Source organism: Pseudoalteromonas sp. 2CM28B, from assembly GCF_023161935.1.
In genome coordinates, this window is sequence record NZ_JALNTH010000053.1 from 1 (window position 1) to 13583 (window position 13583).

Genomic DNA, 13583 nt, shown 5'->3' on the forward strand with positions numbered 1-13583 from the left:
GAGCGGCACACGAGGCTCGAACTCGTGACCTCGACCTTGGCAAGGTCGCGCTCTACCAACTGAGCTAGTGCCGCTTTGTTTATCTAGGGGCTATGCCCTCTCAACACGGACGCATTCTACAGAGATTATTAAACGCGTCAACACAAAAAATGCTACTTTTGAACTGTTTGATTATTTTTTATCTAAAATGGTGCGTTATTAGACGTTTACAATCAATTTTTGGTCAATTCTGCCCATGCTGCAACTAAATATTGCACCATAGAGCTAAGCGTTAAAAACGTCGCTATGTAAAGTAAGCCATAGCTTAAATACATCATCCAGGTATCGTACTGCCAAATTAGGCCAATAATGGCTAACATTTGCGCTGCGGTTTTTAATTTACCCATATCGGACACAGCCACATTGCCGCGTTTGCCTTGCTCAGCCATCCATTCTCGTAGCGCCGATATAACAATTTCACGGCTTATAATAATAAGCGCAGGAATAGTCATATACAAAGATTGATAATGCTCAGATAAAGCAACCAAGGCAGCGCACACCATTACTTTATCAGCAACAGGGTCTAAAAACGCACCAAAAGGCGTTGATTGTTCAAGCTTACGCGCTAAATAGCCATCGAGTATGTCTGTGATTGAAGCAAGCCAAAAAATAAAGGCAGCAACAAAGAATGCCCATGAATAAGGCATATAAAATATCACCAAAAAAATGGGGATAAGAAAGAGTCTAAACGTTGTGAGTGTGTTTGGAATATTCCACATAACTACTTGGATATGTCTTTTTTTCTATATTCGCACATAGGGCTAGCCCTTGTCATGCAAATGGTTAAATATCTTCTCAGCCATGTCAGGACTGATCCCAGGAACTTTCTTTAGCTGTTCTATATTAGCAGCTTTTACGCCTTGCATGCCCCCTAAATATTTTAATAATGTTTGTCGACGCTTGGAACCAACGCCATCTATTTCTTCTAATAACGACTGAGTACGTTGTTTTTGGCGCTTGTTACGGTGCCCTGCAATTGCAAAACGATGCGATTCATCGCGAATATGCTGAATCAAATGCAGTGCGGGTGCATCAGAATCCATAGGTATAGTTTTACGCCCGCCGTCAATAAGTAAAGTTTCAAGGCCTGGTTTACGGCTAGTGCCTTTTGCAACCCCAACTAATAGTGGCATTTTTGCATGCGGCCAGTTTTCAAAGTATTGTTCTGCCCTACCTAATTGGCCTTTACCACCATCAATAAAAATAACATCAGGAATTTTCTCCTCATCAACCAACTTGTTGTAACGTTTGTTTAGTGCAAACTCCATAGCGGCGTAATCATCACCACCGGTAATACCGGTCACGTTATAACGACGATACTCTTTATTGTTAGGGCCTTGAGAATCAAATACAACACAACTGGCCACGGTGTTTTCACCCATGGTGTGACTGATATCAAAACATTCCATGCGATTAATGTCATCAAGACGCAAGGTAGCCTTTAATTGCGCATAACGCTTGTTTATAGAGTCTTGAGTGCTTTGCTTAACCGTAATACTATTTAATGCGTTTTTATTGGCTAACTGTAAGTACTGTGCTCGCTCACCACGAGTAACCACTTTAAGCGATACTTTACGTTCACTAATTTGAGTTAGTGCTTCGCTGAGCGCATCACTTTCTTCTATTTCAAATGGTAAGATGATTTCTTTGGCAATGCGCCCTGTTGCTCCCGGTGCTAAGTAATATTGGCCTAAGAAAGAGGTTAAGATTTCCTGCTCCTGTGAGTCTTTAGGCACCTTTGGAAAATAAGTTTTACTACCCAGCACTTTATGATCACGGATCATTAATAGATGAATCCCATTTAAGCCATTTAAATGAGCAAAACCTACAACATCCATTTCAGCAAAATTACCTGAGATAGACTGCTGCTCCTGCATTTTACGCAATAGCATAATTTGGTCGCGAACTTTAGCTGCGAGTTCAAAATTAAGCCGCTCACTGGCTTTTTCCATTTTAGCGATAAGATCAGCTATTACTTCATGGGATTTACCGGTTAAAAATTTACGGACATAATCAACTTGCTGCGCGTATTCATCTTCAGAGACTTTATTAACACACGGTGCAGAGCAACGTTTTAATTGGTATTGCAAGCATGGCCGACTACGCGCACGGTAGTAAGCGTCTTCACATTGACGTACCGGAAATATTTTTTGCATTAAGCGCAAACTTTCTGAAACCGCCCCCGCGCTTGGAAACGGACCAAAATATTCACCTTTTACTTTTCTGCTACCACGATGAAAGGCTAAGCGAGGGTGCTTATGATTAGTGAGCAGTATATAAGGGTACGACTTATCATCACGTAACAGAATATTATAACGTGGCTGATATTTTTTAATCAGGTTGTTTTCGAGCAGTAAAGCTTCTGTTTCTGTATTAGTAAGTGTGACTTCAATATTACAAATATTACTCACTAAAACACGGGTTTTACTGTCGGTAATGTTGCTGCGAAAGTAACTGCTCACCCGCTTTTTTAAACTTTTAGCTTTACCGACATAGATAACTTGGTTGTCATTATCGAGCATGCGATAAACGCCAGGCTCACTCGATAATGTTTTTAAAAACTGGGCATGATCAAATTCAGACATATATATCGACTAGTAAGAGATATCTATATCAATCATTTTGTAACGTATGGCTAAATGAGTAAGCTCTACATCGCCTCCTACGTTAAGCTTTTCAAACATACGATAACGATAACTGTTTACTGTTTTAGAGCTTAAATTTAAGCGCTCAGCAATATCCTGTGCTTTTTCACCTTTGGTGATCATTAGCATTATTTGTAGTTCACGCTCAGACAAACTTTGAAATGGGTTTTCATCGGTACGCCCGGTTACCTGTGCAAGTGCAATCTGTTGCGCTATTTCTGGCGCAATATAACGTTGCCCTGCATGCACGCAACGTATAGCACGCACCATTTCATCAGATCCTGCCCCCTTGGTTAAAAAGCCATGAGCACCAATTTGCATGACCTTACTTGGAAATGGGTCTTCACAATTAACTGTAAGCACAATAATTTTTACATCGGGACAATAACGGCAAACCTTTTTAGTTGCCTCAAGCCCGCCCATACCAGGCATGTTCATATCCATTAATACTATATTTGGCGCATGTTGACGACAAAACTGCACAGCCTCTTCGCCTGTTTTAGCTTCACCTATTACTTTAAAACCACGTATATCATCAAGAATACGTCTGATCCCTGTGCGCACAAGTTCATGGTCATCAACTAAAAGTACGTTAATCAATGGAACACCCTCACTAGCCTAATAAGATGCAAGTTAACAAAATTAATTCTCAACATTAGCATAGATACGACGAAACCATAACTAATATTATGCTTTCGTAATCGGTCTTTATGACCGATATGATTAAAAGCGTATTTACCTACAGCAGGTAAATACGCCCCAATGATTTATGCTGACGCCTTTTCACTAAAACGGTCTACCCATAAAGCAATAATACCATCGCCAGTTACATTACACGCAGTGCCGAAGCTATCTTGCGCTAGGTAAAGTGCAATCATTAGTGCCACCGCACCTTCATTGAAACCAAGCATGCTAGTTAATAAACCTAACGCCGACATTACCGCACCACCTGGGGCGCCTGGCGCTGCAATCATCACTACACCTAACATCATAATGAATGGCAACATAGCCATTAGTGAAGGTACTTCCATGCTAGGCGATAAAAACATTACAGCCATAGCACAGGTAACTATTGTAATTGTTGAACCTGACAAATGAATAGTGGCGCATAATGGCACTGTAAAGTTAGCTACATCCTCTTTAACGTTATTTGCTTTACTTGATTGCAAAGATACTGGAATGGTTGCCGCGCTCGACATGGTTCCTAATGCAGTAAAGTACGCAGGTAACATATTTTTAATTAGCTCAATAGGATTACGCTTAAGTAATAGGCCTGAGGTAATGTATAAAACACTCAACCATAACCAATGCATCACTAACGCAGCAATAAGTACTACACCAAATGCTTGTAATGTATCAACAACGGTGCCTGCTACGGTCATTTCAGCAAATACACCTGCAATGTAAAATGGTAATGCCGGAATAATTACTTTTGAAAGTAAACCATCAATAATATCGCGCCCCTGATCCGACACAGTTTTTAATGTGTCTAAGCCAAGCTGGCTCATACCAATACCAAATACAAATGCTGTGACTAAAGCAGTCATTACACCCATTAATGGTGGAATTTCTAAGTCAATAAAGCTACCTACTTCGGTCACTGCTTCAGCTTCAAATGAAATACCGCCGCTTAAAAACGGAATAACCGCCGTCACTAATAAAAACGCTAAAGTACCAGCTATAATTGTTGAGCCATACGCAAAACCCACCGTTTTTCCCAGTAGATGCCCTGATCCTTTAGGAAGCCCGGCAATCCCAGAGGCAATAAAAAATAAAATAATCAGTGGAATTGTAAAACTAATAAGCTGGCCGATAAGTTCTTTTACTGTATATAAAAGCTCAACGCCAGTTAAGGGAATATAGAGCCCGACTAAGATACCGGCCACAATACCGGCAATTAATTTTAAAATTAACTTCATGGTGATTACTTTATTGAATTTAGATAATGTGTTTTTACCATGTTTTGAATAGTTTGTGTCAATAAACTGTTCAACCGCAGTTCATTTGCACAATTAACCGACAAAATATAAGTGTGTTGTGTTGATTTGTTTAAATAACGACTACATAAAGAAAAGATAAAGTACAAAGTTAAAAACGAACAAATGATTTCAAGTTCGCCTTTTTAATAACTAAAAAATTAACAGATTGAGTTTTTAGTTCAATCCGTTATAAGCGTAATTAATATATGTTATAGCCAAAGCTTACTTTAACTTTTTTTATCTCACAGTAAAGTAGGCTTATAAAGTTAACAGAATAGCTGTTAACGTGTTGATCAGATTGTACCTAAAGGAACATTATGTCTACTATTTTTGAAGATAACTCACTAAGCATCGGTAACACACCGTTGGTAAAACTTAACCGTGTTACAGGTGGGAATGTATACGCTAAAGTTGAATCACGAAATCCTAGCTTTAGTATTAAATGCCGTATTGGTGCATCAATGATTTGGGAAGCTGAAAAATCAGGTCAACTTACCAAAGACAAAGAACTTATAGAGCCAACATCAGGCAATACCGGTATTGCATTGGCATTTGTAGCTGCTTCTCGCGGTTACAAGTTAACGCTTACAATGCCAAACACCATGAGCTTAGAACGTCGTAAACTATTAAAGGCACTCGGTGCTAACCTAGTGCTCACCGATGGCGCTAAAGGCATGAATGGTGCTATTGCAAAGGCCAAAGAAATTCAAGCAGCAGACCCAGATAAGTTTATTTTGCTACAACAATTCGAAAACCCTGCAAACCCTAAAATTCACTTTGAAACAACAGGCCCAGAAATCTTTGATGCACTTGATGGCAAAATCGATTTCTTTGTTGCAGGTGTTGGTACAGGCGGAACTATCACAGGTGTAAGCCGTTATCTTAAAAAAGAAAAAGGCTTAAATGTAAAATCAATCGCTGTAGAGCCAAGCCACTCTCCGGTAATTAGCCAAACACTTGCTGGTGAAGAAGTAAAACCTGGGCCACATAAGATTCAAGGTATTGGTGCAGGCTTTATTCCTGGGAATTTAGACCTATCAATAATTGATGGTGTAGAGCAAGTCTCTAATGAAGAATGTATAGCAATGTGTCACGAACTAATGAAAAAAGAAGGGATTTTAGTTGGTATTTCATCAGGTGCAGCCGTGGTTGCAGCAAAGCGTATTGCTGAACGCCCTGAAAATGCAGATAAAAATATTGTGGTTATTTTGCCAAGTGCAACAGAGCGTTACTTATCAAGCCCGATGTTTGACGAAGAGTTTAGCGAACAAGAGCTTGTGCAATAATCAAGCGTTCTGATTAAAAAAGGATGTTTTTTAACATCCTTTTTTATTGCTTTTTTAATAAGTTACTATCTATTTAGTCTACTCCTCTTTACATCTTCTCCATTCCATCACACACTTCATATATAAGTAATCAACCTGACCAAATATGAAAACAATTTTAACCATTTTTGTACTCATATTTAGTATTTTGATCGTTGGCTGTAATGAAAATACTAGACCTAAAGAGCAGTACATTGACAATGATCGTCCAGGCGACACTGCTACTGTGTATTTTGATGCGCTTTATAACCAGCATAATTTGCAAAAAGCCTGCGATTTCGCAACGCCTAAATTAGCTCGCATAATGAAATCGTATGGGACGGCCAAACAGTTTGCGCGTAGTCTTATTAATTTACAATACGATGAAGTGGTAATTGAAATTGATATGTCAAATTCAAGCCTGCGAGAACAGTATGGCAATCAGGCTAAAATAAACATTGTGTTTACCGGTTACTTAAATGGTAAAAAAATCGATGATTTCCGTAGTATCGAAATGCTTAAAATAAAAGGTAAGTGGTACGTAGATAAAATCATCGCCGATCCTTACGGGCGCTGATCAGTCATTCAGAGCCTTAGTAACAGTAACCGTATATTCGGGCTTAAAAAATACACAACATAAAAAAAGCCTTAAATCATAAATTTAAGGCTTTTTTATTATCTACTTTATTATAATCCAGTGTTAAATGTCTTCAGGTTTAAAGTTATCAACCGCAATAGCCTGCATTCTTAGCTTATTGGCATGATGCATTGCTTCACCATCAACCTTCGTTACGAGCTCGTGTTCAAGTGCGTAATCAATCGCTTGTTCAATATCATAGGTGGCAGGCACCTTGCCTTTTCGTTGCCACTGTTTTAACTGTTTAAATTGATTTTGCATATCGTGCATTGCTAAAAAAGCATTTTCCATAACACCCGTTCCGGCATTTTCATCAACGTAACACAAATGGGTAAGCCTATTTCTAAATACGCCTGGTTGAGTCATGTGTTCACAAATACTTTGTGAAGTGGCATCACTTGGTTTGTGATAATGATTACCTAATGGAAAAACAATACGCTTAAGTGCAAAGTTAACCACCGGGTTAGAGAAATTTTTAAAGAAGCCGTCAAATGCTTGACCTATTTCATACAATGACGTCTCTATTGCATACTTAACAAAAGGTAAATCAGCTTGTTGGCGCCCTTCATCTTCAAAACGTTTTAACACGGTAGAAGCAATATACAAATGACTTAATACATCGCCTAAACGTGCCGATATCATTTCTTTGCGTTTAAGTTCACCACCTAACATCAACATTGCAACATCCGTTGTAAACGCCAATCCTCGGCTCATTCTACCTAATTGTTTATAATAGTCGGCCGTCTCTCCACACACAGGCGCTTTAGCAAAGTAGCTGCGAGTTAAACCATGCACCAAGGCCATACTTGCATTACTCAGTGCAAATACAATGTGCTTCATTAACAAGCCATCAAATTGCTCAAGTGCAGCATCATCGTCATCCATTGCTGCCGCTTCCATCTCTTTTAATACAAACGGATGACAACGGGTTGCACCTTGGCCAAATATCATAAGGTTACGGGTAAGAATATTAGCGCCCTCTACGGTAATAGAGACGGGAATACCCATATAACCGTGTGCTAAATAGTTATTAGGCCCAACCTGAATCCCTTTACCTGCATGAATGTCCATTGCATCATTCATTACCATTCGACCCATTTCGGTCATGTGGTACTTTGCAATAGCAGTCACTACTGACGGGCTAAGTTTTAAATCAATTGCACCTGCGGTCATTAATCGGCATGATTCCAATGCATAAGTTAGCCCGCCAATACGTGCTAACCCTTCTTGTACGCCTTCAAATTGCCCAATTGACACACCAAACTGTTGGCGAACAACAGAGTAAGCCGAGGTCATTTTAGCCGCTAAATGCCCTGTTGCAGTGCTTAATGCCGGTAACGAAATACCACGCCCTGCGCTTAAACACTCTACTAGCATGCGCCAACCGCGCCCTGCCCCTTGCTGGCCGCCAATAATCCAATCAAGCGGAATAAATACATCCTTACCGTACGTTGTGCCATTCATAAACGCCATGTTAAGTGGGTAATGACGCTCTCCTGCTTTAACACCTGGGTGATCAGTTGGAATAAGTGCACACGTTATTCCGAGCTCTTTTTCATCGCCTAACAATCCATCTGGATCGTACATTTTAAATGCAAGACCTAACACAGTCGCCACAGGCGCAAGGGTAATGTAACGTTTTGACCAATTTAAACGCAGTCCCAACACTTCCTTACCATCATGCTCGCCTTTGCACACCACGCCAGAATCTGGAATACTGCCAGCATCTGAGCCAGCCTCAGGGCCCGTTAATGCAAAACAAGGTACATCGTCACCTTTTGCGAGGCTAGGTAACCAACGATTTTGTTGCTCAGTTGTTCCGTAATGCAGTAATAACTCACCAGGACCTAAGCTATTGGGTACCATGACCGTCACGGCGGCCGTTAAGCTTTTAGTCGCAATTTTTGACACTATGGTGGAATTAGCAATAGCAGAGAATTCAAGACCCCCAAATTTTTCTGGGATGATCATTGCAAAAAACCCTTCGGTTTTTAAAAAGTCCCACACCTCTTTAGGTAAATCTTTGTCTTTTTGTACAATTTTATAGTCATCAAGCATGGCTAATAAAGTTTCAACTTGATTATCTAAAAATGCAGTTTCTTTTTCACTTAACTGCGGACGAGGATAGTTGTGTAATTTTTGCCAATCAGGATCACCACTAAATAGCTCGCCATCCCACCAAATATCGCCCGCTTCCATGGCTTCTCGCTCTGTTTGCGATAATGGCGGTAATACTTTTTTAAACATTTTAAAAGTGGGTCGAGTAATTAAATTAAGGCGGATATCTTTAATAGCAAACACCACGATCACCACAACCAGTAATATAATAAATACTGACATGAGCACATTCCTTTTATAGTTATAAAAACACTGATTTAATTATGACCGATCTTAATTTAAATACAATGGGGTGTCAGAGGGGGCCACGAAATGCTGAGCCGATTCCGTTAAAATTAAAATATAGCTATAAGTAGAGTTACATGTTTACTACACACAGCAAAAAGCCCACAAAATGCGGGCTTTTTACTACTTAACTGGTTTTAATTATTTAATTAAAACTGAAAACGCATGTTAGCAAAGTAAGCATCGTAATCTGAGTCATCTGCGTTGTTGCCGTAACCCACTTTTAAACCAATGTTTTTATTGATGAAGTGTTGAGCACCAAAGCTGTAGTTGTCTTCTTTATCGTAAGCTGCAAATACAGAAGTCGCTTTAGAGAAGTAGTAGTTTGTTTCTACGTTCCATTGGTCATCTGCTTCGTCAAGGCTTACAAATGTACCTTCTACTGTTAAGTAGTTACCTTGTTGTAAATCAACAAAGTATTTAGCAGCTACTGAACGAGAATCAAAATCATCATCTGATTCTACAGTGATACCTACGTAATCTGTATCGTTTAGCATGTGGTTGTATGCTAAAGAAAAGAATGTAACGTTATCACCATCTTTTTGATCTACAAATCTTACTTTTGCAAGTAAATCTGGGTTAAAGAAGTAACCAGCAGAAAGTGTGTATGACTCGTTGTTAGAGTTGTAATCAGCATTTTGGTAAGACGCACCAACAACAAAATCTTCAACGAAGTATTCACCGCCAATAGCAGTCACATCGCCAAAATCGTCATCAGCGTAGCCACCAAATACGTTGCTTTGCTTATTGATGTATTCGAATTGATCGTATGGACCTAGTGTGCTTTTTGGAGAGAAGTAGTAAGTAGAGTCCACGCTGATAGTATCGTTGTTATCAGTATCTGTGTAGTTTAAGTTACTGATTGATTGATAGCTATCTGCAGCGTGTGCAGCACTTGATAATAAAAGACCTGAAATAATAATTGCTAACTTTTTCATAATGAAACATCCCTATGTACATTGTTTTTGTACTTTAACTACATTGCTAAAGTGGGGGTATGCTAACGCCGCGAAACTGAACGAAAACTGAATCAAGCAATTGTATTTGTTAGGGAATTTGTAAGAAAGTGTTGGAGTAATTTATGTTAAAGTAATCGCAACAAGCTGTAAACAATTACTTTAATTTTACACCGATTTTGTTTGTTTCTATAATGAATACTGGCTAATTATCCGATAAACATCATTTATGTTATCACCAGCTTTAAAGTCCTTGCTAATTGGCGTTGGATCTGAACCTACCCATATTTTTAACTCAGCGTCTAAATCAAAGTGCCCAGCACTCTCTTTACTGAACTTAGTTATCTTAGAGTAAGCAATACTGATCATTTCCATTTTAGAACCTGTCACACCTTGTTTATCTAATAAAATTAGTCGCTTATTAGTAAAGATAAACATATCACGAACTACTTTATACGCCTTTTCAACTCGCTCACCTTCAATAAGCGTATTAGCCAATACTTTTTCTAAATCGGCATCATCCACTTCACTGGCGTTACCCATTAAACCACTAAATAATCCCATTACAGTTTCTCCTGTTTAAATATTTGATTTTCTAGCGTATGACCATTTACTAACTGCCTATACTGCCAATTATGTTGGTGGCAAAATTGCAACAGCGCTATGTCAAGTGAATCGCTAGTTGGTTGATACTCAATCACATACTCTTTATGTTGGCTCATATAAACACGGCTCACACCCTCAATTGCTTGGAGTTGTTGCTCCACATTTTGATACGCTTCACTGAGCATTAAAGTGTAAAAATGCTTATCGGTGTTCACTGCTTTAGTTTGGTGCTCGCTTAATACGCCTTTATCTAAATGTAGTACTTGAGAACATAATCGTTCAAGTTCCGTTAAATCATGCGAACTTAAAATAAACGTCGCTTGAGACGATAGCTCAGACACCAGCTCCCTGACTTCTCTGGCATGAATCGGATCAAGTCCTGCTGTGGCCTCATCTAACATCACAATTTGCGGTGAGCCAATTAATGCTTGCGCTATGGTTACACGCTTGCGCATACCGTGGGATAAATCCCCAGCGCGGTTTTTTGCAATTTCGCTAAGGCCCACTAAATCAAGCACACGAAGTGCCTCTACGTGGCTTTGCTTAGTACTCATGCCTTGTAGCTTGGCATAAAAACTAAGTTGTTTATCTATATTAAAACGCGGATCTAGCTGGGCATCTTGTGGTAACGCACTAACTTTATTAAATAAAGCAGCACTACCAGGTTTATGGCCAAGTATTTCAAGCTCACCTATGCTAGGTGCGATATAGCCACACAACAAACTAAATAAAGTGGTCTTCCCTGCGCCATTAGGGCCAACTAATGCAACTGGCGCGCCTTTTTGAATCTCGAAATTCACATTATTTAGGGCCAGTTTTGAGCCGTACGATTTACTTAAATTACGCCCTGTTATTAATGATTTCATAGTGAGCTCCTTGCAAAAATACGTTGAGCAACCACAAGTAGCACCGCTGTTTGCACAAGTGGAATAGCTAATGCGCTCAGTAACGGTAAGTTTTGTCCCGCTAATAGCTCTATTTGCACACCAGGGAATAAATAATCAAGCACACTTAATGCGGGTATTTGCCACTCTAGTAATCCAACAATAATGCCACCGGCTGTAAAATATAAAATGGCTAACACAATAGATAAGCGAGATGAGCTCGCAAAAGTATTAATTAAGCTCATTAAGGCTACAAACGGCGAAAAAGTAACTATGAGTATTAAAAATATTGAAACAGCACGACCAAGGCCACCAGCAAGTAAGCTCGGCTCGCGAAACCCGAGCACCGCCAATGTCGCTATAAGCGTGATGCCAACTAAACAGGTTAGTACTGCTAACTGCCCTAAAAAACGACCAAAGAGTATTTCAAAGCGAGTTGAGCGTAATGATAAAAATCTTAGCGTACCGCGCTCTCTATCACCCACAGTTTGATCACTACAAATAAATAAGCTAAAAACAGGAAAACTATACAAAGCAATAAGCCAATACATAGCAAATTCTGCTTCAGGCCAATCAAGTAACTTATTTAATCCAATAGAGCCGGAAATATCACGGGCTATTTGTTCAAAATCGGGGGAGCTGATAATGCCCACTGCCTGCCCTATGGGGTAACGTAAAATAACAAGCCACACTAACCCAAAAGCCGCCAGTGCAATAAGTCCTCGTTTAGTTAAAAACATACGTACCAGCTCAAAACCCGCGATTTGGGTTAAGCGCCCTATGTTAACAGGTGATGGTGTTGCCATTGACTATCCTTAATGACGTTGTTCGTGCTTTACAATAAGTGTTATTTAACAACACTAAGTGTAAACACGTTGAATTGCTAGCAAAAAAAAGCCTACTCAGAGATAGGCTTTGTAACAAATAATGTAATTTAACCAATTAGTAATTATAAATGTTGCTCATAAATAACTAATGCTTGCTGTAAGTCGGCAATTAAATCTTCAACATCTTCCAAACCAATGTGCAAACGAATAACAGGCCCATGCTCCCATCCTGTTTGCGAGCGCAGCCCTTTCATTGATAGGTTTGCCGTTACTAAGCTCTCAAAGCCACCCCAAGAAAAGCCCATTTTAAAATGCTGCAAGCTATCTAAAAAAGCATCAATGGCCTTTTGGTTACCGGTTTTCATTACAAACGAAAACAAACCATTACTACCGCCAAAATCGCGTTTGAAAAATTCATGCCCAGGACACGTTTCAAATGCTGGGTGGCGAATATGATCAACCAACGCATGTTGCTCAAGCCATTTTGCTACTTCTAGCGCGGCTTTTTCATGCTGATTTAATCGCACTGCCATGGTACGCAAGCCTCGTAGTGCTAAATACGCATCATCTGCACTGGTGCATTGCCCGAGTAAATAAGAATGTTCACGAAGTGTTGGCCAATATGTTTTATTCGCTACAGCTACGCCCATCATCACATCTGAATGACCTACAATATATTTGGTTGCCGCTTGAATACTAATATCAACACCGTGTTCAAGTGGACGATAGTGCAAACCATTACCATAAGTGTTATCAAGCACCGTCATTACATTATGATCATTTGCCACTTGCACCATAGCGGGAACATCTTGAATTTCCATGGTAATTGAACCCGGAGATTCTAAAAACAACATTTTGGTATTGTCTTGAATGTACTCTTTTATATCTGCGCCAATCATGGGCGGATAATAGGTCGCAGTAATGCCCAGCCCTGCTAAAATCTTGTCGCAAAAATCACGGGTTGGCTCGTAAACAGTGTCCACTATTAAAATATGATCACCGGACTTTAAAAACGATAACAATGTTTGGCTTATCGCCGCAGCGCCACATGGGTATAAGGCACAGCCCTCACCGCCTTCGAGTTCGGTAATTGCCTCTTGCAAAGCAAAATGCGTAGTGGTGCCACGACGGCCATAAAATAACGTTTTATCACCGCGTGTTTTAGCCGCTTCTTTAAGCTCGCTTACAGAATCAAACACAATCGTTGAAGCGCGCTGTATCACAGGATTGACTACGCCATGGGTGTACGCTTTTTTGCGCCCTGATGACACTAATTGGGTATTTTTATTTTTGCTCGACATGA

The 13583-nt window shown here is 39.8% G+C and carries 12 protein-coding genes and 1 tRNA gene; 2 read left to right on the top strand and 11 right to left on the bottom strand.

All coding sequences use genetic code 11. From position 1 onward, the window contains the following. Position 1: 1 nt before the first annotated feature. The 5 genes from MTN96_RS33675 to MTN96_RS33695 all read right to left on the bottom strand — a co-directional run bounded on the left by MTN96_RS33675 (position 2) and on the right by MTN96_RS33695 (position 4603). Positions 2–74, bottom strand: a tRNA-Gly gene (locus tag MTN96_RS33675). A gap of 138 nt (positions 75–212) precedes the next feature. Then, positions 213–758: a CDP-diacylglycerol--glycerol-3-phosphate 3-phosphatidyltransferase gene (pgsA, locus tag MTN96_RS33680; RefSeq protein ID WP_013464594.1), complete on the bottom strand. Its 546-nt coding sequence runs from the start codon at positions 756–758 to the stop codon at positions 213–215. Between the two features lie 42 nt (positions 759–800). Continuing rightward, positions 801–2624 (bottom strand): excinuclease ABC subunit UvrC, encoded by a 1824-nt coding sequence (uvrC, locus tag MTN96_RS33685; RefSeq protein WP_248534366.1) that lies wholly within the window; start codon positions 2622–2624, stop codon positions 801–803. 9 nt (positions 2625–2633) lie between these two features. Continuing rightward, positions 2634–3284 (bottom strand): UvrY/SirA/GacA family response regulator transcription factor, encoded by a 651-nt coding sequence (uvrY, locus tag MTN96_RS33690; protein WP_013464592.1) that lies wholly within the window; start codon positions 3282–3284, stop codon positions 2634–2636. A gap of 167 nt (positions 3285–3451) precedes the next feature. Beyond that, the gene (locus MTN96_RS33695) at positions 3452–4603 is read right to left on the bottom strand and encodes a dicarboxylate/amino acid:cation symporter (RefSeq protein ID WP_010391481.1); all 1152 of its coding nucleotides are present in this window, start codon (positions 4601–4603) and stop codon (positions 3452–3454) included. A 377-nt stretch (positions 4604–4980) separates the two neighbouring features. On the opposite strand from MTN96_RS33695, the gene cysK reads away from it, so the two are divergent. Next, positions 4981–5949, top strand: coding sequence for a cysteine synthase A (cysK, locus tag MTN96_RS33700; protein WP_013464591.1), 969 nt, complete (start codon positions 4981–4983; stop codon positions 5947–5949). A 145-nt stretch (positions 5950–6094) separates the two neighbouring features. Beyond that, the gene (locus MTN96_RS33705) at positions 6095–6544 is read left to right on the top strand and encodes a hypothetical protein (protein ID WP_076921639.1); all 450 of its coding nucleotides are present in this window, start codon (positions 6095–6097) and stop codon (positions 6542–6544) included. 123 nt (positions 6545–6667) lie between these two features. Here the strand turns inward: MTN96_RS33705 and MTN96_RS33710 are convergent, their stop codons facing one another. The 6 genes from MTN96_RS33710 to MTN96_RS33735 form a co-directional block, all read right to left on the bottom strand. Then, complete coding sequence (locus tag MTN96_RS33710; RefSeq protein ID WP_248534368.1) at positions 6668–8944, bottom strand: acyl-CoA dehydrogenase; 2277 nt, start codon at positions 8942–8944, stop codon at positions 6668–6670. Between the two features lie 212 nt (positions 8945–9156). Then, positions 9157–9945, bottom strand: a complete 789-nt coding sequence (locus MTN96_RS33715) for a putative porin (RefSeq protein ID WP_248534370.1) — start codon at positions 9943–9945, stop codon at positions 9157–9159. A gap of 207 nt (positions 9946–10152) precedes the next feature. Then, positions 10153–10527, bottom strand: a complete 375-nt coding sequence (locus MTN96_RS33720) for a PH domain-containing protein (RefSeq protein WP_036983105.1) — start codon at positions 10525–10527, stop codon at positions 10153–10155. After that, positions 10527–11435 carry an ABC transporter ATP-binding protein gene (locus tag MTN96_RS33725; RefSeq protein WP_248534372.1) on the bottom strand — a complete coding sequence of 303 codons (909 nt, stop codon included), beginning with the start codon at positions 11433–11435 and terminating at the stop codon, positions 10527–10529. The genes MTN96_RS33720 and MTN96_RS33725 overlap by 1 nt, the downstream gene beginning before the upstream one ends. Further along, a complete protein-coding gene (locus MTN96_RS33730; RefSeq protein WP_248534374.1) occupies positions 11432–12259 on the bottom strand; it encodes an ABC transporter permease in 828 nt (275 codons plus the stop codon). Before MTN96_RS33730 ends, MTN96_RS33725 begins: the two co-directional genes overlap by 4 nt. Before the next feature lie 143 nt (positions 12260–12402). Continuing rightward, positions 12403–13581 carry a cystathionine beta-lyase gene (locus MTN96_RS33735; protein WP_248534376.1) on the bottom strand — a complete coding sequence of 393 codons (1179 nt, stop codon included), beginning with the start codon at positions 13579–13581 and terminating at the stop codon, positions 12403–12405. Positions 13582–13583: the final 2 nt, after the last annotated feature.